This window comes from Microbacterium sp. WCS2018Hpa-23 (genome assembly GCF_031843845.1).
Lineage (GTDB): Bacteria > Actinomycetota > Actinomycetes > Actinomycetales > Microbacteriaceae > Microbacterium.
In genome coordinates, this window is record NZ_JAVTIZ010000009.1 from 96586 (window position 1) to 118554 (window position 21969).

At 68.4% G+C, this 21969-nt stretch carries 26 protein-coding genes; 15 read left to right on the plus strand and 11 right to left on the minus strand.

What is annotated here, in order from left to right:
- Positions 1-19 precede the first annotated feature (19 nt).
- On the plus strand, positions 20-1078 hold the full coding sequence (locus RQG77_RS15500) for a PLP-dependent cysteine synthase family protein (RefSeq protein ID WP_311245533.1): 1059 nt from the start codon (positions 20-22) through the stop codon (positions 1076-1078).
- Between the two features lie 39 nt (positions 1079-1117).
- Here the strand turns inward: RQG77_RS15500 and RQG77_RS15505 are convergent, their stop codons facing one another.
- The 3 genes from RQG77_RS15505 to RQG77_RS15515 all read right to left on the minus strand — a co-directional run bounded on the left by RQG77_RS15505 (position 1118) and on the right by RQG77_RS15515 (position 2435).
- Positions 1118-1444, minus strand: a complete 327-nt coding sequence (locus RQG77_RS15505) for a hypothetical protein (protein WP_311245534.1) — start codon at positions 1442-1444, stop codon at positions 1118-1120.
- Positions 1445-1459: 15 nt separating this feature from the next.
- Positions 1460-1747 carry a hypothetical protein gene (locus RQG77_RS15510; RefSeq protein ID WP_311245535.1) on the minus strand — a complete coding sequence of 96 codons (288 nt, stop codon included), beginning with the start codon at positions 1745-1747 and terminating at the stop codon, positions 1460-1462.
- A gap of 139 nt (positions 1748-1886) precedes the next feature.
- The gene (locus RQG77_RS15515) at positions 1887-2435 is read right to left on the minus strand and encodes a hypothetical protein (RefSeq protein ID WP_311245536.1); all 549 of its coding nucleotides are present in this window, start codon (positions 2433-2435) and stop codon (positions 1887-1889) included.
- Positions 2436-2494: 59 nt separating this feature from the next.
- Here RQG77_RS15515 and RQG77_RS15520 point away from each other — a divergent pair, with 59 nt between their 5' ends.
- Genes RQG77_RS15520 through RQG77_RS15530 form a run of 3 tightly spaced genes read left to right on the plus strand, consistent with a single transcriptional unit; the run spans position 2495 to position 4177 of the window.
- Positions 2495-3007, plus strand: coding sequence for an ACT domain-containing protein (locus tag RQG77_RS15520; RefSeq protein WP_311245537.1), 513 nt, complete (start codon positions 2495-2497; stop codon positions 3005-3007).
- A 25-nt stretch (positions 3008-3032) separates the two neighbouring features.
- Entirely contained in the window at positions 3033-3680 is a 648-nt protein-coding gene (locus RQG77_RS15525; protein WP_311245538.1) for a class I SAM-dependent methyltransferase, read from the plus strand.
- A 53-nt stretch (positions 3681-3733) separates the two neighbouring features.
- A complete protein-coding gene (locus RQG77_RS15530) occupies positions 3734-4177 on the plus strand; it encodes a GNAT family N-acetyltransferase (RefSeq protein WP_311245539.1) in 444 nt (147 codons plus the stop codon).
- Between the two features lie 30 nt (positions 4178-4207).
- Here RQG77_RS15530 and RQG77_RS15535 read toward each other — a convergent pair whose 3' ends face one another.
- The gene (locus tag RQG77_RS15535; protein WP_311245540.1) at positions 4208-4921 is read right to left on the minus strand and encodes an FCD domain-containing protein; all 714 of its coding nucleotides are present in this window, start codon (positions 4919-4921) and stop codon (positions 4208-4210) included.
- A gap of 165 nt (positions 4922-5086) precedes the next feature.
- Here RQG77_RS15535 and RQG77_RS15540 point away from each other — a divergent pair, with 165 nt between their 5' ends.
- The 4 genes from RQG77_RS15540 (at position 5087) to RQG77_RS15555 (ending at position 9582) form a co-directional block, all read left to right on the plus strand.
- Positions 5087-6325 carry an aminotransferase class V-fold PLP-dependent enzyme gene (locus RQG77_RS15540; RefSeq protein WP_311245541.1) on the plus strand — a complete coding sequence of 413 codons (1239 nt, stop codon included), beginning with the start codon at positions 5087-5089 and terminating at the stop codon, positions 6323-6325.
- An 87-nt stretch (positions 6326-6412) separates the two neighbouring features.
- Positions 6413-7726 (plus strand): sugar ABC transporter substrate-binding protein, encoded by a 1314-nt coding sequence (locus RQG77_RS15545; RefSeq protein ID WP_311245542.1) that lies wholly within the window; start codon positions 6413-6415, stop codon positions 7724-7726.
- Positions 7727-7729: 3 nt separating this feature from the next.
- The gene (locus RQG77_RS15550) at positions 7730-8680 is read left to right on the plus strand and encodes a sugar ABC transporter permease (protein WP_311245543.1); all 951 of its coding nucleotides are present in this window, start codon (positions 7730-7732) and stop codon (positions 8678-8680) included.
- Positions 8677-9582 carry a carbohydrate ABC transporter permease gene (locus RQG77_RS15555; RefSeq protein WP_311245544.1) on the plus strand — a complete coding sequence of 302 codons (906 nt, stop codon included), beginning with the start codon at positions 8677-8679 and terminating at the stop codon, positions 9580-9582. Before RQG77_RS15550 ends, RQG77_RS15555 begins: the two co-directional genes overlap by 4 nt.
- A gap of 62 nt (positions 9583-9644) precedes the next feature.
- On the opposite strand, the gene RQG77_RS15560 is transcribed toward RQG77_RS15555, so the two are convergent.
- The gene (locus RQG77_RS15560; protein ID WP_311245545.1) at positions 9645-10658 is read right to left on the minus strand and encodes an aldo/keto reductase family protein; all 1014 of its coding nucleotides are present in this window, start codon (positions 10656-10658) and stop codon (positions 9645-9647) included.
- A gap of 134 nt (positions 10659-10792) precedes the next feature.
- On the opposite strand from RQG77_RS15560, the gene RQG77_RS15565 reads away from it, so the two are divergent.
- Positions 10793-11239, plus strand: a complete 447-nt coding sequence (locus RQG77_RS15565) for a hypothetical protein (protein WP_311245546.1) — start codon at positions 10793-10795, stop codon at positions 11237-11239.
- A gap of 178 nt (positions 11240-11417) precedes the next feature.
- Here RQG77_RS15565 and RQG77_RS15570 read toward each other — a convergent pair whose 3' ends face one another.
- Both RQG77_RS15570 and RQG77_RS15575 read right to left on the minus strand, forming a co-directional pair.
- A complete protein-coding gene (locus tag RQG77_RS15570; RefSeq protein WP_311245547.1) occupies positions 11418-13052 on the minus strand; it encodes a DUF4407 domain-containing protein in 1635 nt (544 codons plus the stop codon).
- A 79-nt stretch (positions 13053-13131) separates the two neighbouring features.
- The gene (locus RQG77_RS15575; RefSeq protein ID WP_311245548.1) at positions 13132-13710 is read right to left on the minus strand and encodes a TetR/AcrR family transcriptional regulator; all 579 of its coding nucleotides are present in this window, start codon (positions 13708-13710) and stop codon (positions 13132-13134) included.
- 57 nt (positions 13711-13767) lie between these two features.
- Here RQG77_RS15575 and RQG77_RS15580 point away from each other — a divergent pair, with 57 nt between their 5' ends.
- Positions 13768-14418 carry an NAD(P)H-dependent oxidoreductase gene (locus RQG77_RS15580; protein ID WP_311245549.1) on the plus strand — a complete coding sequence of 217 codons (651 nt, stop codon included), beginning with the start codon at positions 13768-13770 and terminating at the stop codon, positions 14416-14418.
- Here the strand turns inward: RQG77_RS15580 and rlmN are convergent.
- Positions 14367-15656: a 23S rRNA (adenine(2503)-C(2))-methyltransferase RlmN gene (gene rlmN, locus RQG77_RS15585; protein ID WP_311245550.1), complete on the minus strand. Its 1290-nt coding sequence runs from the start codon at positions 15654-15656 to the stop codon at positions 14367-14369. The two genes, RQG77_RS15580 and rlmN, sit on opposite strands and share 52 nt — an antisense overlap.
- Positions 15657-15726: 70 nt before the next feature.
- On the opposite strand from rlmN, the gene RQG77_RS15590 reads away from it, so the two are divergent.
- The 4 genes from RQG77_RS15590 to RQG77_RS15605 all read left to right on the plus strand — a co-directional run bounded on the left by RQG77_RS15590 (position 15727) and on the right by RQG77_RS15605 (position 18475).
- A complete protein-coding gene (locus RQG77_RS15590; protein ID WP_311245551.1) occupies positions 15727-16281 on the plus strand; it encodes a ribosomal protein L7/L12 in 555 nt (184 codons plus the stop codon).
- Positions 16282-16345: 64 nt separating this feature from the next.
- A complete protein-coding gene (locus tag RQG77_RS15595; protein WP_311245552.1) occupies positions 16346-16984 on the plus strand; it encodes a bifunctional 4-hydroxy-2-oxoglutarate aldolase/2-dehydro-3-deoxy-phosphogluconate aldolase in 639 nt (212 codons plus the stop codon).
- 146 nt (positions 16985-17130) lie between these two features.
- On the plus strand, positions 17131-17721 hold the full coding sequence (locus RQG77_RS15600; RefSeq protein WP_311245553.1) for an ankyrin repeat domain-containing protein: 591 nt from the start codon (positions 17131-17133) through the stop codon (positions 17719-17721).
- 4 nt (positions 17722-17725) lie between these two features.
- Positions 17726-18475 carry a sulfite exporter TauE/SafE family protein gene (locus tag RQG77_RS15605; protein ID WP_311245554.1) on the plus strand — a complete coding sequence of 250 codons (750 nt, stop codon included), beginning with the start codon at positions 17726-17728 and terminating at the stop codon, positions 18473-18475.
- 141 nt (positions 18476-18616) lie between these two features.
- Here the strand turns inward: RQG77_RS15605 and RQG77_RS15610 are convergent, their stop codons facing one another.
- The 3 genes from RQG77_RS15610 to RQG77_RS15620 all read right to left on the minus strand — a co-directional run bounded on the left by RQG77_RS15610 (position 18617) and on the right by RQG77_RS15620 (position 21109).
- Positions 18617-19450, minus strand: coding sequence for an NAD(P)-dependent oxidoreductase (locus tag RQG77_RS15610; protein WP_311245555.1), 834 nt, complete (start codon positions 19448-19450; stop codon positions 18617-18619).
- Positions 19451-19535: 85 nt separating this feature from the next.
- Positions 19536-20297 (minus strand): SDR family NAD(P)-dependent oxidoreductase, encoded by a 762-nt coding sequence (locus tag RQG77_RS15615; protein WP_311245556.1) that lies wholly within the window; start codon positions 20295-20297, stop codon positions 19536-19538.
- A 179-nt stretch (positions 20298-20476) separates the two neighbouring features.
- Positions 20477-21109 carry a hypothetical protein gene (locus tag RQG77_RS15620; RefSeq protein WP_311245557.1) on the minus strand — a complete coding sequence of 211 codons (633 nt, stop codon included), beginning with the start codon at positions 21107-21109 and terminating at the stop codon, positions 20477-20479.
- Positions 21110-21241: 132 nt separating this feature from the next.
- Between RQG77_RS15620 and RQG77_RS15625 the strand changes: the two genes are divergently transcribed.
- Positions 21242-21967 carry an aminoglycoside 3'-phosphotransferase gene (locus tag RQG77_RS15625; protein ID WP_311245558.1) on the plus strand — a complete coding sequence of 242 codons (726 nt, stop codon included), beginning with the start codon at positions 21242-21244 and terminating at the stop codon, positions 21965-21967.
- The last annotated feature ends 2 nt before the right edge of the window (positions 21968-21969 follow it).

Genomic DNA, 21969 nt, shown 5'->3' on the forward strand with positions numbered 1-21969 from the left:
GGGGCGTTACGCTCGAAGCATGAGCGACTGGACCAGCACCGCGATCGCCCTGCTGGAAGCCGACGCGAACCGCAGTGCCGACACGCACCTGCACCTCTTCCCGTTGCCGCCCGAGTGGGGCATCGATCTGTACCTCAAGGACGAGTCGGTGCACCCCACCGGGTCACTCAAGCACCGCCTGGCGCGCTCGCTGATCCTGTACGGGCTGGTGAACGGACGGATCACGGAGCACTCGACGCTCGTCGAGTCGTCGAGCGGTTCGACCGCGGTCTCCGAGGCGTACTTCGCGCGGATGCTGGGGCTGCCGTTCGTGACGGTCGTGCCGCGGTCGACGAGCCAGGAGAAGATCGACCTCATCGAGTTCTACGGCGGACGCTGCCACTTCGTCGATCGCGCAGAGGACATGTCTCCTGAGGCGCAGCGCCTGGCCTCCGAATGCCACGGGCACTACCTCGACCAGTTCACGTTTGCCGAGCGTGCGACCGACTGGCGGGGCAACAACAACATCGCCGAGAGCGTCTTCAGCCAGCTGTCGCAGGAGCGGCATCCGATCCCGCGCTGGATCGTCGTCGGCGCGGGCACCGGCGGCACGAGCGCGACGTTCGGCCGCTATGTGAAGTACCGCCGCCACGAGACCCGGATCGCGGTCGTCGACCCCGAGGGCTCGGCGTTCTACGACGGATGGGCGGGGACCGTCGATCCGCCCGCCGGGCGACCGAGCCGCATCGAGGGCATCGGCCGACCACGCGTCGAGGCCTCGTTCGTGCCGACGGTGATCGACGAGATGATCCGGGTGCCGGACGCCGGCTCGATCGCCGCGATCCGGATGCTGCGCGAACGCACGCTGCACCTCGCCGGCGGCTCGACCGGCACCAACCTCTACGGCGCCTTCCAGCTGATCGCGCGCATGCGTGCGGCCGGCGAGACCGGCAGCATCGTCACGCTCATCTGCGACAGCGGCATCCGCTACGCCGGCACGTATTTCAACGACGAGTGGGTCGCGGAGCAGGGCTGGGACCTCGCCCCGCACCGCGCCCGCCTCGACCACCTCCTCGAGACCGGGGTGTGGGTCGACTGACCGCGTCGATCTCTCCCCTGCCGCCCCGAGGCGCCTGCGTCACGCGGTGACGTAACCGCCCGAAGAGCTGTCGCCGCTGAGGCGATAGAGCGGGGCGCTCCCGATGCCACCAGTGCGGCTCCACACGCGCGCCGGTCGCGTCCGCTCGGCATCCGTCTCTCCGTATTCGAGGACCAGCGCGGCCGGGATCCGGCCGTCTTCGCACTCGACGACGACGAAGCTCGGACGGCCGAGCCCTCCTGATTCCAGGCGGCCCATGACCCGCGACGGGTCGGTGATGCGGGGCGGCGTCGGGAGCAGATCCGACTCGGTGATGTGCTGCACCGCGTGACCTGCGCCGAGTGCTGCGACCGGAAACTGAACCATCGAAGCGATCGACACTCAGATCACGCTCACAGACGCGTCATGATCCGTCGTCTGTTCCCGCAGGGCCGCAGCCCACGCCTTCGCATCAGCGAGGTCGTGTTCATCGAGATAGGCCCGGACGACGTCGTGGACGAGCCGGATCTGCGCTTCGGACCCCATCGCGGCCTGCATCATGTCGACCGCCGGCGTCGGTGCTCCGTCGATGCGCTCCAGCGCTTCGCGAACGATGCGCTCGCGCCCCTCGCGCCCCATCGATCGATCCATCGGCAGTGATCGGCTATCTTTGGCGTGTTCGTGACTCATGTGAGCCTCCTCAGTCAGGGGTGGTGGTGCTTCACGGACAGTGGTGCCGGGGCTGCAACCCCGGCACCACGTTGTCCCTCCAGCGTACCTTGTTTTGAATGACTCAAAACAACTCACCACGCCTGAGAGGCGAGAATCGTCAGTCGGGCACCTTCACCCGAGCACGGCGGGCGGCGGCGATCTCGGTGTATTCGATCAGGAGTGTGGGGGTGTCCAGCTTCACCGCCATGCGCAAGTCGTCGCTCACCGTGAGCGACCCCGTCACCCTGTCGTCCTTCGTGTGCACGAGGGGGAGCTCGATCCGATCACCGTCCGCGAGAGCTGCGCCGGTGAATCGGTAGCTGTCGAAGCTGCGCCCCCAGACGGGCAGCGAGAGCGGGAAGGAGAGCCGTGCGGCGAAGTGCTCGACGTTGAAGGAGTTGCGGGGGATGTCCTGCACCGGACTCTCACTCCGGCGGGTGTGCGTGAAGCCGTCGTAGTCGTCGACCAGCCCTCCGTCTGCTCGGTGGAGGGTGTAGACGAGATCCCTCGGTGACACGTCGAGGACGAAGTGCTCGACCGGTGCGTCGGCACCCAGCCGGAGTGCGACCTGAGCTCGACACGAGGGAATCAGAGGCCCGGACATCAGCAGGGTGATCGCGCGTACGAAGGGTTCGCTGACATGGCGAACAGTGTCCTGCGGCTCCATCCGTCCACACTAGCCGCGCGTATTCGTCGGGAATCCCGAACGCACCCTACGCTGGCCGCATGACTACTCTCATCCTCACTGTCGCGGGTGCTGATCGCCCCGGTCTCGTCGCAGCCGTCGCCGATGTCGTCGATGCCCACGGCGGCAACTGGGAGAACAGCTCGCTCGCCGAGCTCGCCGGAACCTTCGCGGGCGTGATCGAGGTGTCGGTCGCCCCCGAGCATTCAGAGGGCCTGCAGACCGCACTCCGCGAACTGCAGGGTCAGGGTCTTCTGACACTGGCAGTGCTCACAGGCGCTCCCGTGATCGACGCCGATGACCAGGTGCTCGAGATCAGCGTGCTCGGCAACGACCGCTCGGGCATCGTCCGCGAGGTGTCGAACGTGCTGAACGCGCATGAGCTCAGCATCGAGGAGCTGGCGACCGAGACCCGGGACGCCGCGATGGCCGGCGGCCGCCTGTTCGAAGCATCCGTGATCGCGCGGGTGCCGGCATCCGTCGACCTCGATGCCCTGCGTCGCGACCTCGAGCGCATCGCCACCGAGATCCAGGTCGACATCACCCTCGCCTGACGCGCCGGGGTCCGACGCACAGCGCATGGGATTCCTGGCCGTCCTCGAGCGGGTGAACGCCGCTCACCCGTGGTCGCATAACGACGCCTATGCAGCCTTCGTGTTGAGGCACGCCCGAGCGGTGCGCCGACGTGGCGGAGACACCGCTGTCGATGTGGGCTGCGGCACCGGCAATCTGCTGAGTGCCCTGTCAGAGATCTTCCCCACCGCGATCGGCATCGAACCGGATGCCGGCACCGCGGCAGCCGCCGCCCGACGGTTCACCGGAGATGCGGTGCTGATCGAAAGCCGGGCCTTCGGATCCGAACCCCAGGGAGCCTATGACCTGATCACCTTCGTCGCATCCCTTCACCACATGCCCCTGCGCGCGGCGCTCCAGGATGCGCGCGCAGCGCTGCGCCCTGGCGGTCGCGTGGTGATCGTCGGAGTCGCCCGGGAGACCTCGAAAGACGCGCTCCGTTCCGGGGCGTCACTGCTGCTGAACCCGCTCGTCGGGCTCGTCCGCCATCCGTCCCGCGCGACGCGACCGCCCGCCCACATGCAGGCGCCGACCACCGCCGCGACGCAGTCGTTCGACGAGATCCGCGCGTTCGCCAGCGAAGTGCTCCCCGGCATCCGGATGCGACGCCGCCTGTTCTGGCGGTACACGGCCTCGTGGGAGGCGCCGCGCTGACGCGGCCCTGCGACCGTGCCGCTGCAGACCCGACCGTCGAATAGGCTCCGAACATGGCCGACGAAATCAGCATCTCGATCGCGGAGCGCCTCACATCGAGTGACCTCCAGCAGATCGAGACACTTCTCCCCCAGCTCTCGGCGACCGCTCGATTCGACTCGGAACGGGTGCTCTCGCTGCTCGAGGCGCAGAACGCACACCTGTTCATCGCGCGCGAGTCAGGCCGGATCGTGGGGATGGCCACTCTCGCGATGGCCCCGCTCATCACCGGATGGCACGGCAGCATCGAAGACGTCGTGGTCGATCAGAGCACCCGAGGACGAGGTATCGCGCGGCTGCTGCTCGAGGCGATCATCGACGAGTCCGAACGGCGAGGACTGTCGAAGCTCGATCTGACCTCCCGTCCGTCTCGCGAGTCGGCATTGCGTCTGTACGAATCGGTCGGCTTCCTCCGTCGAGACACGAATGTGCTGCGCTTCGCACCGCAGGACACCTGAATCGAGGCGCTCCTCGCGACTCCGCTGAACTCAGTCCGGCTCGACGGCCGACCCGTCGGCGACGATGTCCGTCTCGGTGTACCGCCGCACCCAGTACTCGGTCTGCGCCACATGAGCGGATGCCGCGGCCGAGGCCGCGACCGGATCCGCGGCCGCGAGTCCGCGGAGGATCGCCCGGTGCCCCGCATCCGAGTGGAGTTTGAGTTCGGCGGCATCGGCGGCATCCGGGATCCGATACGCACGCGACCGTGACCGCAGCACGTCGATCAGGCTCGTGAGGGCGTCGTTGCCCGCGACCTCCGAGATCGTCATGTGGAAGGCGTGGTCGAGCCGCGAGTGGTCCTCGAAGTCGTCGCTGGCCTCGATCTCGTCGAGAACTCCGCTGAGCTCCTCGATCGTCGACGCGTCGATGCGGGCTGCGGCGAGCGCGGCCGCGTGCGGTTCGAGCACGCGGCGCAGCTCCGTGAGTTCGAGCACCCCCGCCATGGGCAGTAGCCCGACCGTCAGCGACAGGCTGCCGATGAGATCGGCGGCGCGCAGTTCGCTGACGTAGCTGCCCGAGCCGTGCCTCGTGTCGAGCACGCCGAGGGCGGCCAGCATCCGGATGGCCTCTCGCAGCGACCCGCGCGAGACTCCGAGCGTCTCGCACAGCTCGCCCTCGCTGGGCAGGCGATCACCGGGGCGCAGAGCACCGTCCGCGATCAGTGTGCGCAGCCCGTGCAGAGCCGTGTCCAAAGCGCTCATGGTCATCCTCCTGACACCGCCCGATTCCCCTGCGAGTCTGTCGGATGCAGGGCCTTCATCAAATTCGTATGACAACTATGTTTCATCCTCACCTTTTCGTAGCCATTTCGGAAGCCTTGTGGCAAAGTTGTGCAACAACTCCCCCTGACGCACCGACGAGGACCGATGCCCGCACCAGCCTTCCCCGCACCGCTCACGCTGAACTCCGGCATGCGAGCCCGTGACGCGTGGCCACTCGATCCCGACGTCATCCACCTCAACCACGGCTCGTTCGGCGCCGTGCCCACGGCTGTCGTCGAGCAGCAGGATGCACTGCGTCGCCGCGCCGACCTGAGCCCGGTCGAGTGGTTCCCCCGCATCGCCGAGCGGGTGCGCGACGCCCGCGAGCGCACCGCCCCCTTCGTCGGAGCGCATGCCGAAGACAGCGTCTTCGTCCCCAACGCCTCGGCCGCCGCCACAGTCGTCTACAACGCACTTCACCTCGAGCGCGGCGACGAGATCCTCGTCACCGACCAGGGCTACGGCGCGATCACGATGGGCGCGCAGCGCCTGGCACGCCGCTTCGGAGCATCCGTCCGCGCCGTCGAGCTGCCGCTGCTCGCCTCCGACGACGAGGTCGTGCAGCGCTTCGCCGACGCACTCACCCCGAGCACCCGCCTGATCGTGGTCGACCAGATCACCTCCCCCACCGCACGGATGCTGCCGACCCGCCGCATCGCCGAGCTCGCCGCCGAGCGCGGCATCCGCACGCTCGTCGACGGCGCCCACGCCCCCGGTCTCGTCTCCGATGCCGCAGCGGTCGCCGGTGGCGACTGGTGGTTCGGCAACCTGCACAAGTGGCCCTGCGCCCCGCGCGGCTCGGCCCTTCTCGTCACGAACGCGCCCGACCGCGACGATCTGTGGCCGCTGATCGATTCGTGGGCGGCGAACGAGCCCTACCCCGAGCGTTTCGACACCCAGGGCACGATCGACGCGACGACCTATCTCGCCACCCCCGCCTCGATCGAGTTCATCGAGGCAGAGTTCGGTTGGCACAACGCCCGACAGTCGATGGCGCAGATGGCGGATGCCGGGGCCGAGATCATCGCCGAGGGCCTGCGCTCCTACGGCGACGAAGACCCCCTCACTCCCCTGCCCTCGCCCGTGCCGTCGATGCGACTCGTCCGTCTGCCGCTCGGGCTCGGCTCGACCCGCGAAGAGGCCGACGCCCTGCGCATGGACCTGCTCGATGAGACCGGCGTCGAGACCGCGTTCACGAGCTTCCGCGGCATCGGCTACTTCCGCCTGTCGGCGCACCTGTACACCGAGGCCTCGGACTTCGAGACCTTCGTCGAGCGCTGCATCCCGCAGATCCTCCGTCGAGCCGGCATCCGCACGGGCGCCGACTCCCTCATCGTCCCCTGACCCGCACCTTCCGACCCACCACCATCACCACCACCCGATCCACCACACCCACCACACCCACCACCATCACCAACTGAGAGGCACCTCGTGAAGAAGAACAGAATCTTGACGACCGCCGCGGGAATCGGCACCGTCGCCGCACTCGCTCTCACCGGCTGTTCCGCAGGCGGCGGCGAATCCGCCGACGGCACCGTCACCCTGCAGATGGTCGAGAGCCTGACCAACCCTGCCCGCACCGACCTGCTGCGCGGGCTGCTCGACGACTTCGAGGCAGACAACCCCGAGATCAAGGTCAACCTCGTCTCGCCGCCCACCGAGCAGGCCGATGCGAAGATCCAGCAGATGCTGCAGTCCGGAAAGGGCGTCGACGTCCTCGAGGTCCGCGACATCACCGTCGGCCCGTTCGCCAACAACGGCTGGCTGCACGACATCTCGAGCGACCTCGAGAAGTGGGACGGCTGGGATGCCCTGACCGACAACGCACAGTCCGCCTCGGTGGCCGCCGACGGCAAGAGCTACTTCGTGCCCTACGGCTTCTACGGCCTGTCGCTCTTCTACCGCACCGACCTGGTCGAGGAGGCGGGCTTCGACGGCCCGCCGCACAGCTGGAAAGACCTGCTCGAGCAGGCCAGCGCCATCCAGGATCCGTCGAACAACATCTACGGCTACGCGTTCCGCGGCGGCGCGAACGCGAACAGCAACGTCGTCGCAGCGATCGAGGCGTACACGATCGACGGCCTCGACGTCGATGACGCGTTCCTGATGGAGGACGGCTCGACGATCTTCGCCGCCCCGGAGGCCCAGGAGGCGGTCGACGACTACTTCGACCTCTTCAAGGAGGCATCCCCACCCTCTGCCGTCTCGTGGGGCTACCCCGAGATGGTCGCCGGCTTCACCAACGGCACCACCGCGTTCCTGCTGCAGGACCCTGAGGTCATCGCCACGGTGCAGGACTCGTCGCTGACCGAGGACCAGTGGGACACCGCTCCGCTGCTCGTGGGCCCGTCGGGCAAGGCCGCGCAGCCGCTGGCCGTCGCCGGCTGGGGCGTCGCCGAGAACAGCGAGCACCAGGATGCCGCGGTGAAGCTCGTCGAGTTCCTCTCGTCGGCCGAGCCCGCCACCGAGTTCGCGCAGGCGAACAGCCTCGTGCCGATCATCTCGGAGGCGGCGGATGACGAGTTCTATTCGACCGGCCCGTGGACGAGCTACGTCACGATGACCGAAGACCCCGAGACCTACGTCAACGTGCAGCAGCCGCGTGGGGTCAGCTGGTGGACCGAGTGGATCCAGAAGTCCGACCAGGACGTGCAGAACGTGCTGCTCGGCAACATGTCGACCACCGAGCTGCTCGAGTCGTGGGACACCTTCTGGACCGAGAAGTACGCTGCGGAAAAGGGCTGATCCGTGACCCGGACCGCACTCGAAGGGGGCTCCGTCGGCACCGCCGGCGGGGCCTCCCCGGCATCCCGCCGGCGCCGCCCCTTCCGTGGCCGCCACGCGCTGACGCTGCTGGCCTTCATGGCCCCGGCGATCGTGTTCGTGTGCTGGTTCACCTACTGGCCCATGCTGCAGGGCGCACGCATGGCCTTCCACGACTGGAACCTGTGGGACCTCACGTCCACCCCCTGGGTGGGCTTCGACAACTTCGTGACCGTCTTCCAGGACCCGGCGTTCCCTGTCGTCGCCTGGAACTCCGTCCTCTGGGTCGTCGGCTCGCTCGTGCCGCAGCTCGTGATCGGCTTCCTGATCGCCCTCGCGCTGCGCAAGCGGTTCCGCTTCCGCGGGCTCTACCAGGCCCTCGTGTTCTTCCCGTGGGCTGTGTCGGGCTTCCTGATCGGCATGCTGTTCCGCTGGATGTTCAACGCCGAGTTCGGCGTCGTGAACGACCTGCTCATGAAGGCCGGCTTCATCGACGCTCCGCTGCCCTGGCTGGCCGATCCGAAGCTCGCGATGTTCGCGGTCATCGTGGCCAACATCTGGTACGGAGTGACGTTCTTCGCGATCATGATCCTCGCAGCGCTCCAGTCGGTGCCTGACGAGATGCTCGAGGCCGCGAGCCTCGACGGTGCGGGCAAGGTGCGCCAGCTGTTCTCGATCATCATCCCGTACATCTCGATGACGCTGCTGCTGACGATCCTGCTGCGCATCATCTGGATCTTCAACTTCCCCGACATCATCTACGCGATGACGAACGGCGGGCCCGCGAACCAGACGCACATCATCACCACGTGGATGATCAACTACACCCAGCAGGGCAACTACGGCATCGCGAGCGCGATCGGGCTCATCGTGGTCGCATTCCTGTTCGTGTTCTGCGCGTTCTACCTGATGGCTATGCGGAAGGTGCAGCGATGACCATCACCGGCACAACAGTCACCGAGACCCGGCGTCTCACCGTTCCCGACATCGCGAAGGCGCCCCGCCCGAAGCGCAAGGTGTCGGTCGGCGGCGTCGTGCGCGTCGTCGGGCTTCTGCTCTGGCTCGTCATCACACTGTTCCCGCTGTACTGGATCGCGCTGACGTCGTTCAAGTCGCCGGGCACGATCAACTCGTTCCCGATCGAGTACTGGCCGAGTGAGCCCTCGTTCGACAACTACGTGAGCCTGTTCCAGCAGAGCTCGTTCGGGGTCTTTCTCGCCAACTCCGCGATCGTGGCGACGATCGCGGGTGCGGTGGCGACGCTGATCGCACTGCTCAGCGCCTACGTGATCGCCCGGTTCGAGTTCCGCGGCAAGGGAACGGTGCTGGTCGCCTTCCTGCTCACGCAGATGATCCCGGCGTTCATCGCGCTCGGCCCGCTGTATTCGATGATGACCGACCTGGGTCTGGTCGACACCAAGCCGGGTCTGATCCTCGTGTACATCGCGGTCTGCATCCCGTTCTCCACGGTCATGCTCCGCGGGTTCTTCGAGAACGTCCCCGACGCGCTCGAAGAGGCGGCGATGATCGACGGATGCTCGCGCTTCGGCGCCCTGTTCCGGGTGCTCGTGCCGGTGATGACCCCGGGCATCATCGCCGCGTTCATCTTCAACTTCGTCAACTGCTGGAACGAGCTGTTCCTGTCGGTCGTGCTGATGAACACCGATGCCAACCGCACGGTGCCGTCAGCGCTGAACGGCTTCATCTCGACGTTCAACATCGACTGGGGTTCGATGTCGGCCGCGGCCGTGCTGACGATCCTGCCGACCATGGTGATGTTCGCTCTCGCGAGCCGCTGGATCGTGCAGGGCCTCACCGCCGGAGCCGTCAAGGAGTAAGCGGTTCCGCACACGACGAAGGCCGCCGTTCATACCGAACGGCGGCCTTCGTCATGCCTCCGTCAGACCATGCGCGCCTTCGGCGACCTCGAGTACGTGACCTCGACGTCGCGGTCGACCGTGTCGCCCAGTGCGGTGTCGATCGCGGCGAGCGTGTCGGCGTCGAGCGTCACACCGGAGGCCTTGACGGTGTCGGCGAGCTGCTCGGGGCGCGAGGCGCCGACCAGAGCCGCCGCGACGTTCGGGTTCTGCAGCACCCATGCGATCGCGAGCTGCGGCATCGACAGACCCGCCTCCTCGGCGATCGGCTTGAGCCGCTGCACGGCGGTGAGGATGTCGTCCTGCAGGAATCGCTTGATGAAGTCGGCGCCGCTGTTCGAGTCGGTCGCACGAGACCCGTCGGGCACCGGCTGACCCGGCAGGTACTTGCCCGAGAGCACGCCCTGCGCCATCGGCGACCAGACGATCTGCGAGATGCCCAGCTCTTCGGAGGCGGGCACGACCTTGCCCTCGATCACACGGTGCAGCATCGAGTACTCCGGCTGGTTCGAGATGAGCTGCACTCCGAGCTGCCTCGCGAGAGCGTGGCCCTCACGCAGCTGCTCGGCCGTCCACTCGGAGACGCCGATGTAGAGGGCCTTGCCCTGGCGGACGACGTCGGCGAACGCCTGGAACGTCTCTTCCAGCGGGGTCTCGTAGTCGAAGCGGTGGGCTTGGTAGAGGTCGACGTAGTCGGTGCCGAGTCGCTTCAGCGAGCCGTTGATGGACTCGAGGATGTGCTTGCGGCTCAGCCCGGTGTCGTTCGGGCCCTTGGGTCCGGTCGGGAAGTAGACCTTCGTGAAGATCTCGAGGCTCTCGCGGCGCTGACCCTCGAGCGCCTTGCCGAGCACGACCTCGGCCGCGGTGTTCGCGTACGTGTCGGCCGTGTCGAACGTCGTGATGCCGGCGTCGAGCGCCGCGTGCACCGTCTTGACAGCGGCGTCGTCTTCGACCTGTGAAGCGTGGGTGACCCAGTTGCCGTAGGTGATCTCAGAGACCTTGAGACCGCTGTTGCCGAGATAGCGATAGTTGACCATGCGACAACGCTACCCGCCGCCGCAGACGTCGGGACGGGTTCTCCGTGAACGCTCGGGTATTCTTCTGTGACGCTCCAGCCGAAGGCAGGTAGAACCCCATGCGCCGATTCTCCTCCCTCCTCATTCTTGCCTCGATGACCATCGGGGTCACCGCGTGCGCCCCTGCCATCCCCCAGCCGACGGAGACGACAGTGACCGACGGAAGCGCAGAGAAGCAGGGCGATGGTGTGCTGCGCACAGACCTCGCTCCCATCGCGAAGCGCTACCCGCAGCTCAGCGCGGCCGAGTCTGTCGAGTGGATGAGCGGCACGACCGGGTCGAGTGACATCGGCCCCACCACGTACTGGGTGGATGTCGTCGCGACGCTCCCCGAGTCCGAGATCGAGGCGCTGCGCAGCGCCGCCGGTCTCGAGCAGATCGACGCTCCCGCCCTCGTGCCGGGCATGGCTTCCCAGGTGCCCGCGGGGCCCTTCGAAGGCTCCGCCGAGCTGGACGCCCTGTTCTCGGCCGAGGGTTACAGCGCCTCAGTCGCGATCGATGCCGCGACCCGAACGGTGGTACTGACCGGCCTCTTCGAGTAGTCGCCGATTCGCTTCGACCGCAGTCATCAGGGCATCCGCGCGGCCTGCCCCCCTCACCGCGGCTTCCGATCGCAGTTGATGCCGCCCGGCGCGAGCGTGAGCGGCACGAACTGCGACCGGAACCTCACGACAGCACCACCACGCGGCCCGAACTGCGACCGGAGCGCACCCCGCGTCATCAGACGCGGGGCTCGACCAGCTGCTCCTGCTCCTCCAGCGTCTGCGCCTGGGCGCGCTTCTCCGCGAGCTCGCGCTCCTCCGCCTGTGCGCGCTCCTGCGCCGCCTGCTCGGCTTCCTTGCGCTCGGCCCGCGTCTGGGGTTCGGCAGGCGAAGCATCGGCCTGGATGCCCTGCGACTGCACGTTCACGATCGCCGCGCGGTCGCGGAAGCCCTCGGCGGTCACCTTGTCGAGCGCGACCTGCTTGCGGATCGCCGCGGCCTTCTCATACAGCGACGGGTCACCGTAGGACGTGAGCACCTTCACGAGTACCGGCAGCAGCTCGATCATGAAGAACAGCGCAGCGATCAGGATGTGCGCCCACAGGATCGTGGGCTCCTTCTCGCTCAACCGGTTCAGTCCGCTGATCTGGCTGAGCAGCCCCACCGCCCCTGCATTGCCGGACGCCACGGACTCTGCTCGCGCGTTGTACGCGGCGAGCGCGGTGTCGTAGCTGTCACGCGCGGCGGGGAGCTGCGACTGCGCCTCCTCGCGGTTCTGCGTCTCGGAGGTGCTGGTGTTCTCCTTCGCCGCGGTGCCGGCGGCGGCGAGCTCCTCGTTCGCGGTGCGCAGCTGGGCGGCGAGCGCGTCGTAGGTCTGCTGCGCCTCGGCGAGCTGGGCCTCGGCGGCATCCGAGCTCGCGCCCTCGCCGTTCACGCCGGTGCAGCCGGGGACCGTGCCTGCTCCCTCGCCGGTGAGCTCGCACTGGTACAGAATGCGCGCCTGGTCGATGACGCCCTGCTGGGCGGTCATCTTGGCGGTGAGGTCGTCGACCGTGGCCTGGGCTGCTGATTCGCTCGCGGACGACGAGTCGGTTCCGGCGACGATGCCCGTGGCCGCCTGGTTCTCGAGCTCGGCGACGCGGTCGGACGCGGCATCCAGCGCCTTGCGCTCAGGACCCGTCTCGAGCGCATCCTGGTCGGCCTGCGCCTGCGTGATGTTGGTCGAGGCGACCTCGCGCGCGATGTCGTTGTGGAAGATCTGCAGCACGAGCGGCTCGGCGACGACGAAGCCGATGATCGCGGCCATGATCACACGCGGGATCGCGAGTCCGATGAGCCGCCAGACGTTGCGGGTCGACGACATGGTCGAGGTGAGGAAGCGGTCGAGGTTGAAGATGATCAGCGCCCACACGATCGCGAGCGGCACGGCCAGCCAGATCGCGGCCTGCACACCCGTGGTCAGCGCGAACAGCATCGAGATGGCCGAGACCAGGGCGGTGCCGGCGAGCACGAAGAACATCTGCACGAACCGAGGGGTCTCACCGGGCACGCGGTCGAGGATCTCGCCCTCGGCCCCGCCGAGGATCGCGAGCTTCCGCAGACGCGACCCCGGCACGCGGGGAGTGCGCTCGCGCGGCTGGCGACGCGGCTTCGGCTCACGCACCGGACGAGCGGATGCCGCGGCATCCTGCTCCGGCTCCGGCTCAGGCTCCGACTCGGGAGTCGGGTCGACCTGCGGCTCCTGCAGATCGACGCCGGAGGGCTCGTACGCGCGCAGGAAGTCGAGGTCGTCCGTGTCAGCGTTCGGGTCGCTGTCGAGGATGATGCGACCCTGCGAGTCGAACCGTCCTGGACGGTGAGCGGAATAGGGCATCCCGACAATCTACGAAAGGTCGCCTGTGGATAACGTGCACGAACCCTGTGTTTCCGCCCCTGTTGTGCCCCGAGAAGGGTCAGCTGGGGAGCATGCGACCGAGCGTATCGGCACTCGCGGCGAGCGCATCGTCGAGTGAGAAGTGCCCCGCGGCGCACAGGGTTCCGAGGCCGTGCACGAGCCCCCAGACACCGGTGACGCCGCTCTCGCTGTCGAGGCCTGCGGCGACGGACGCGGCCGCCAGCAGCTCTTCGAGCTCGACGATCAGCGGCGCCATGGTCTCGCTCGGCTCACCGGGGATGCACACGGTCGGGTCGTAGATCACGTCGAAGCCGTGCGGATGCTCGACCGCGTAGCGGATGTACGCCGCGCCGCCCTCGATCACCGCGGATGCCGGGTCGGGGGCGGTCTCGACCGCCGTGCGCACCGCCGTGACCAGGTCGGCCATGCTCCGCTCGGCGAGCACCTTGAGCAGCCCCCGGCGGTCGGAGAAGTGGTGGTACGGGGCGTTGTGGCTCACATCGGCGGCTCGGGCGACCTCGCGCAGGCTGATCTCCCCCGCGGGCTTCTCGGCGAGCAGTTGCATCGCCGCGGCCTCGAGGGCGTGGGCGAGATCGCCGTGGTGATAGCCGGATCGGGAACTTGACACAAGCAACATTGTCTCTTATCTTGACAGTGTCCACCAGTTCTTGACACTGTCAACATAGGAGTCCGCATGTCTTCCGCCCTGATCATCGACGGCCACCCGGATGCCCGATCCCTCACCGCCGAACTCGCTCGGCGCTACGCCGCGGCGCACGGCGATGCTCGCATCCTCGCCCTGCGCGATCTCGACTTCGACCCGTCGCTGCGCTTCGGCTACCGGGAGCGAATGGAGCTCGAGCCCGACCTGATCGACGCCAAGCAGGCCCTCTCCGAGGCTGCGACAGTCGTCGTGTTCACGCCGCTGTGGTGGGGATCGGTGCCTGCACTGCTGAAGGGCTTCTTCGATCGGGCGCTGCTGCCGCAGCAGGAGTACCGGTACTCGAAGCTCGGCCTCCCCGAGGGGCTGCTGCCTGCCCGCAACGGCCGTCTTTTCCTGCTGGCGGACACCCCGTGGTTCCTCACGCCGTTCACCGGCCTGCCGGCGCAGACGCATGTGGCGCGGGGAACGCTGCGCTTCTGCGGCATCCGCTCGGTGCGCACCACCCGGATGCTCGGCGTCAAGGACGCGAGCGCCGAGCGCATCGAGACCTGGCTGTCACGCGCCGAGTCCCTCGGTCGTCGAGACGGCCTCCGCGACGGCCTCCGCGACCGGAGCGGTGCAGCTCATCCTCAGGCCATCGCGGCTGAGGCGGCCTCGTCTTCGGTCGTGGCGACGAGCTGACCGCAGGCTCCGTCGATCTCCTTGCCGCGGGTGTCGCGGAGGGTCGTCGGGATGCCGGCGTCGTTGAGCCGGCGCACGAACTCGTTCTGCACCGACGGCTCGGACGACGTCCAGATCGAGCCGGGCGTCGGGTTCAGCGGGATCGGGTTGACGTGCACCCAGCCGCGGCCGCGCTCGTTGAGCTTGTCGGCGAGCAGGTCGGCACGCCAGGCGTGATCGTTCATGTCCTTGATCAGCGCGTACTCGATCGAGACACGGCGACCGGTCTTGGCGTAGTAGTCGTACGCGGCGTCGAGCGCCTCGTCGACCTTCCAGCGCGAGTTCACCGGGATGAGCTCGTCACGCAGGTGGTCGTCCGGCGCGTGCAGGGACAGCGCGAAGGTGACGGGGATGCCCTCGTCGGCGAGCTTCTTGATCGCCGGCACGAGTCCGACGGTCGACACCGTGATGCCGCGGGCGCTCATTCCCAGCCCGTCGGGCTGCGGCGCGACCATCGAGCGCACCGCGTCCATCACGCGCTTGTAGTTGGCGAGCGGCTCACCCATGCCCATGAAGACGATGTTCGACACGCGCTCCATCGAGTGGTCGTCGGCCTTCTTGCCGCCGAGGCCGCCGTCGGCGATCAGACGGTTGGCACGGACGATCTGCTCGATGATCTCGGCGGTCGACATGTTGCGCGTGAGGCCCGCTTGGCCCGTCGCGCAGAACGGGCAGTTCATGCCGCATCCCGCCTGCGACGACACGCACAGGGTGATGCGGCCGGGGTACCGCATGAGCACCGACTCGACCAGGGCGCCGTCGTGCAGGCGCCACAGGAACTTGATCGTGTCCCCGCGGTCGGTCTCGAGGCGACGCACCTCGGTGAGCAGCGGCGGCAGCATGCCGGCGACGAGCTGCTCGCGGGTGTCGGCCGGGAGGTCGGTCATCTCGGCGGCATCCGACGTGTAGTGGCGGAAGTAGTGGGTCGAGAGCTGCTTCGCTCGGAACCCGGGCAGGCCCAGCTCCTTGACCTTCTCGACGCGCTCGGCCGGGGTGAGGTCGGCGAGGTGCACCGGCGGCTTGCCGCGCTTGGGGCTCGCGAACTGCAGCAGCGGCCGCCCCTCGGCATCCTTCTGCTGGGTCCAGCCCTCTGTCGTGGGGCGCACCTGCGGGGTGCCTGTGGAGCGGATGGCCCCCGAACGGGACGACGCGGGTGCCGTGGCGGGGCGCGTCTCGCGCGTGCGGGGAGTCTCGGTCATATCTCCAGGGTACGCGGTGCCGGGTGGGAAGGCCCTGGGGCGGGAGGGCACGCGTCCCTAGACTGAGCGGATGGACATCATCCTCGCTCTCGGCGGAGTCATCCTCGTCATCGCCGTCGGCGTGCTGGTCATCGGAGCCGCACTGCGATCGATGCGGCCGAAGGCCCCGGAGCCGCACGTGTTCACCCCGTCACCGACGATGGCCCGGTCGGTCGCCTCGTCCTCCACGTCGACTGCCTCGGCCTCGCAGCTGACGCCTGCCGCAATCGCCGAGATCGACCGCCTCGTGGCCGCGGGGCAGAAGATCCACGCCATCAAGCTCTACCGCCAGCACACCGGCGTCCGCCTGCAGGAGGCGAAGGACCGCATCGACCACTGGTCTGTCAGCACCACGGCACCGCATCTCGCTGCGGTCTCGAACGCCGCGGCGGCCCACTCGTCGATCACGGCCACGCCGTCGTCGGTGCGCGGCGCACTCCCGGCATCCGTCGCGGCAGAGGTCGACCGCCTCGTCGCGGCCGATCAGAAGATCAACGCGATCAAGCTGGTCAGAGAGCACACGGGCCTCGGACTCAAAGAGTCGAAGGACGTCGTCGAGGCCTGGCCCCACCCGCGTCACTTGTAATTACAGGTTATCGTCGGGGAGAATGGGTGGGATCCCCCCGCTGAAGGCCTCTGAAGGAGCCCCGATGACCGACCGTCTCTCCCGCGCCCGCGCCACCGGCGTTCTCGCCGTTCTCCGCGCACCGTCGCCCGAGCTCGCACTCGAGGCCTCCGAGGCGATCATCCGCGGCGGGGTGACCGGCATCGAGGTGACCTTCTCGACGCCCGACGCCCCCGCGGTGATCCGAGAGCTGATCGCCCGCCACGGCGATGCCGCCTACATCGGAGCAGGCACGGTCACGACCGCCGAGCAGGCCGCACTCGCAGCCGACGCCGGAGCGGAGTTCCTCGTGAGCCCGGGCACGCTGCCTGCGCTGACCCGCGCGATGCTCGACACCGGCCGCGTCGTGATGACCGGCGCCATGACCCCGACCGAGGTCATGGGCGCGCTCGAGCTCGGCGTCGACGTGGTCAAGATCTTCCCCGCCTCTCTCGGCGGCCCCTCGTACCTCGGCGCGCTCCGGGGCCCCTTCCCGGACGCACCGCTGATGCCGACCGGCGGCGTCAGCCCCGACAACCTCGCCGAGTGGTTCCGCGCCGGCGCGGTCGCCGTCGGCGCGGGCGGCGACCTCGCCAACGGCGCCTCGCTCGCGGCATCCGACTGGGCCGACATCGAGCAGCGCTCGGCTCGCTTCGCCGCAGCACTCGCCGCCAGCCGCAGCTGATCCGATTCTCATGCGGCTTTGGTAGACCAGGACGCATGAGAGCTCGACGGATGCTGGCCGCCACCGCCCTCGCGGCCATGCTCACTCTCGGCGCAACCGCCTGCACGGCGTCGCTCGACACCCCACCGCCCTCTGAGGAGTCCTCCATGTCTGACAGCACCCGTGATCTCTTCGACGCCGCCGCTGCGGGTGACGCGGATGCCGTGCGCACCGCCCTCGACGCCGGAGCCGACATAGAGGCCCGCGGAGACGGCGGCATGACCGCGCTCGTCGCCGCGACCAAGGCCGACCATGTCGACGCGGCCCGGGTGCTCATCGAGGCCGGGGCCGACGTGAACGCCAAGGACGACATCCAGGACTCCGCGTATCTCTACGCGGGCGCCCGCGGGCACGACGAGATCCTGCAGCTCACGCTCGAGAACGGCGCCGACCTCGCCAGCACGAACCGCTTCGGAGGCACGGCGCTGATCCCGGCATCCGAGCGCGGGCTGCTGTCGACCATCGGCATCCTGCTCGAGGCGGGCGTCGACCCGAACCACATCAACAACCTGAACTGGACGGCGCTGCACGAGGCGATCGTGCTCGGCGACGGATCCGACACCTACGTCGACGTCGTGCGCACCCTGATCGAGGGCGGTGCCGACATCACGATCCGCGACGGCGACGGCGTGCTGCCTCGCGATCTCGCCGCCGCCCGCGGCTACGACGAGATCGTCGCCCTGCTGGAACGACGATGACCCGGTGATCGAACTCGCACCCCTCGCCTGGGCCGCACTCGGACTCGCGGCCGTCACGATCGGCATCTCGAAGACCGCGCTCCCCGGCGGCAGCATCCTGGCGATCGCGCTCTTCGCGACCGTCCTGCCCGCGCGCACGTCGACAGCCGCGATGCTTCTGCTGCTCATCGTCGGCGACGTGTTCGCACTGATCACCTACCGCCGCCACGCGCACTGGCCCACCCTGCTGCGCCTCGCCCCGGCAGTGATCGCCGGCCTCGTCGCCGGGTTCGCGTTCCTCGCGCTCGCGGGTGACGGCATCGTGCGCCGCGCGATCGGCGTGATCCTGCTGGCGATGATCGCCGTCACGCTCTGGCGGCGATGGAGACAGAGTCGAGCGGATGCCGCGGCCCACGCGCCCGGCGGCCTCGCGCTCTCGGGGGTCTACGGCACACTCGGCGGTTTCACGACCATGGTCGCGAATGCCGGCGGCCCCGTCATGTCGATGTACTTCCTCGCGACCCGCACACCCGTGCAGGTGTTCCTCGGCACCTCGGCCTGGTTCTTCGCGATCATCAACCTCGTGAAGATCCCGTTCCTCGCGGGCCTCGGCCTGTTCGAGGGGCACGTGCTGCTGATGGATGCCGTGCTGGCGCCGCTCGTCGTGATCGGTGCCCTCGTCGGCATCCGCCTAGCGAAGCGGATGAACCAGGTGCTGTTCGACCGCATCGTGATCGTGCTGACGATCGCCGGGGCCGTCTACCTGCTCTTCTGACTCATCTGCCCGCCGTCCTCTGCACGGAGAACAGAGACGCATCGCCCTTCGCTCGGCGCGTCGCCGAACGACACGCCGAGCCGACCACGTCCCGTCTCCTTTTCCCGGTCTGAGTCCGGGGCGGATGCTGAGAGCGCCCGCTCAGTCGAGGAAAATGTCCGGGAACAGCCGGTCGTCCGGGGTTCCCAGCACTGCGGCGTACTTCGAGAAGTCGGTCACTCCGTCGGCCTCGAGCACGTCTTCGACGATCAGCGTCTGACCCGTGTACTCCGCCGCGGGCTTGAGCAGCACCGCGTAGGCGGCGTCGGCGTAGATGTCGGGCGTGCGGCTCGCAGCCATGACCTTGTCGCCGCCGAGCAGGTTCTGCACCGCCGCGGTGGCGATCGTCGTACGCGGCCACAGGGTGTTGGCGGCGATGCCGTCGCGGGCGAACTCCGCCGCGAGCCCGAGCGTCACCATCGTCATGCCGAACTTCGCGAGGGTGTAGCCGGTGTGCGCACCGAGCCACTTCGGCGTCGGGTTGAGCGGCGGTGAGAGCGACAGGATGTGCGGGTTCTCAGCATCCTTGAGGATCGGGACCGCCGCGCGGGACAGCATGAACGTGCCGCGCACGTTGACGTCCTGCATCAGGTCGTATTTCTTCGCGCCGAGGTCGAGCGAGCGCGAGAGGTCGATGACACTGGCGTTGTTGATGACGATGTCGATGCCGCCGAACTCGCCCTGCGTCTTGAGCACGGCCTCGGTGATGTCGTCGTCGTCGCGCACGTCGCCGACGATCGGCAGCGCCTGGCCGCCGGCGGCCCGGATCTGCTCGGCCGCCGAGTGCACCGTGCCCTCGAGCTTGGGATGCGGGGTGTCGGTCTTCGCGAGCATCGCGATGTTCGCGCCGTCGGCTGCGGCGCGCAGCGCGATCGCGAGGCCGATGCCGCGGCTGCCGCCCGACATGAGGATGGTCTTTCCTGCCAGTGTGTTCATCGGCCGCCTTCTCGTTTCGAATCGCGTGGATTGCTGCATGTCGGGCTCGAATCGGGCCAGTTGCGCGATTCGAACGCCGGTGGGGTCACTTGGGAGCCATGCGGATCGCGCCGTCGAGGCGGATCGTCTCGCCGTTGAGGTAGCCGTTCTCAACGATCTGCTGCACGAGGGCGGCGTACTCGTCGGGGCGTCCGAGGCGCGAGGGGAACGGCACCTGCTGGCCGAGCGAGTCCTGCGCGGCCTGCGGGAGGCCCATCAGCATCGGAGTCTCCATGATGCCGGGCGCGATGGTGCAGACGCGGATGCCGTAACGGGCGAGCTCGCGAGCGACCGGGAGGGTCATGGCGTGCACTCCGCCCTTCGATGCGGAGTACGCGGGCTGGCCGATCTGGCCGTCGAAGGCGGCGACGCTCGCGGTGTTCACGATGACGCCGCGATCACCGTCATCGGTGGCGTCGTTCTTCGCGATCACTGCGGATGCCTGCGAGAGGACGTTGAAGGTGCCCACCAGGTTGATGCGCACGATGCGCTCGAAGTCGGCGAGCACGGCCGGGTTTCCCTCGCGGTCGAGGACCTTGGCCGGAGGGGCGATCCCCGCGCAGTTGACGACCACGCGCAGCGGGGCTGCGGCCTGGGCTGCGGTGGCGGCCTCGGCCGCGTCATCCGCGCTCGTGACGTCGCCGGCGGCGAAGACTCCGCCGAGCTCGGCGGCGATCTCGGCGCCGGCCGATGAGGGGAGGTCGAGGATGGTCACGACGGCGCCGGCGGCTGCCAGCCTGCGTGCGGTGGCGAGGCCCAGACCGGACGCACCGCCGGTGATGAGAGCACTCGAGCCCTGGATCTGCATGCGGTTCTCCTTCGAAACGTGTGCGACTCAGTGCCAGTTTAGCTGACTCCGAGTTTCAGTCGATGCGCGGCGGCGTTGCACCCCGACCGCATCGACCCCAGCGCATCGACACCGAGCCTACGCCGCACACGACGAAGGGGGAGAGCCGCACGGCCCTCCCCCTTCGTCGACGCATGCACTCAGACCTCGATCTGCGCGGCGATGCCCTTCAGCTTGTGGCGGGCGAGAGCGAGGTTCGCCGCTGCCCGGTTCAGCACGAGGTAGATGAACAGCCCGTTCGCGCTCTGCGTGTTGAGCACGTTGATCAGGTGGTACTGCGAGCTCAGCGTGATGAGGATGTCATCGATCTCGTCGGTGACGCCGAGGTCGCGCATGGTCGCCAGCTTCGCGCGGACGACGTTGGAGTTGCCCGCAGCCGCGATGCCGAGGTCGAACGACGGATTGCCGCCCTGGGCGAGAGCCATGCCGCTGCCGTAGTCGACGATCGCGGCGCCGGTCGCGCCTTCGATGGCCAGCAGCTGCTGCAGGGCGTCATCAAGTGAACTCATGTTGTACTGCTCCTCTGTGGTGGTGCGTGTGTCCGCGACGCGCTCGTCTGCCGTGGATGCGTGGGCCTCTTCGGCCCAGATCCATTCGACGAACCGGTCGAGGTCCCCCTCGTCGGGCTCCCGCGACGAGATCACCGGGGCCCTGGGCAGATCGCCCGCGACGTCCTGAACCGCGTCCGCACCGTCGGACGCGGGTGGGTTCGACGACGCGTCGACATCACTGCCGTGGCGTCGCCACCACTGCGATCGAGACGAAACGCGCACGAAGACCTCGGTGTATCGATGGGAGAGATGAAGCGGTCGCCGACGGCGACCGGGATCGACACTAACCGCGTCCGAGCCCGCAGAACCGGGAGAATATGTGCATACCGATATACGTTCCAAAGGGGGCGATGCATGACGATTCCGGACACCGCGGTCGAGATCCCGGCGGTCGTGCGCGCGCTCGCCGGGGACGCCGCCCTGACCCCTGTCTGGCTCAACGGCATCGGCGGGCTGACCTTCCGCACCGATGATGCGCGGTACATCAAATGGGGCCCTCACGACGCCGAGGCGAACATGCGCGACGAGGCGGAGCGGATGCAGTGGGCTCGGCAGTGGATCGTCGTGCCTGAGGTCCTGGAGCAGGGCCAGGATGCCGATCACGAGTGGCTCGTCACGGCAGCGCTCGCGGGTCGCAGCGCGGTGGACCCGCGGTGGCGTGACGATCCGGAGACCGCCGTGCGCGCGGTCGGCATCGCGCTGCGCACGCTGCACGAGTCGCTGCCGGTCGACGAATGCCCCTGGGCCTGGGACCCGGCGTCGAGGATCGCGAACGCCCGGGAGCGCGGCGTCGACGTGCCGGACGACCTGCTCACGCCGCCTCCCGTCGACCGACTCGTCGTGTGCCACGGCGATGCGTGCATGCCGAACACGCTGCTCGATGCTGACGGCCGCCCGCTCGCCCACGTCGATCTCGCCGCTCTCGGCACCGCGGACCGCTGGGCGGACATCGCCGTGGCCTCGATGAGCACGACGTGGAACTTCGGCCCGGGGTGGGAGGACCTTCTCATCGAGGCCTACGGCGTCGCCCCCGATCGGGAGCGACTGGAGTATTACCGGCGGCTGTGGACCGAGAGCTGAGC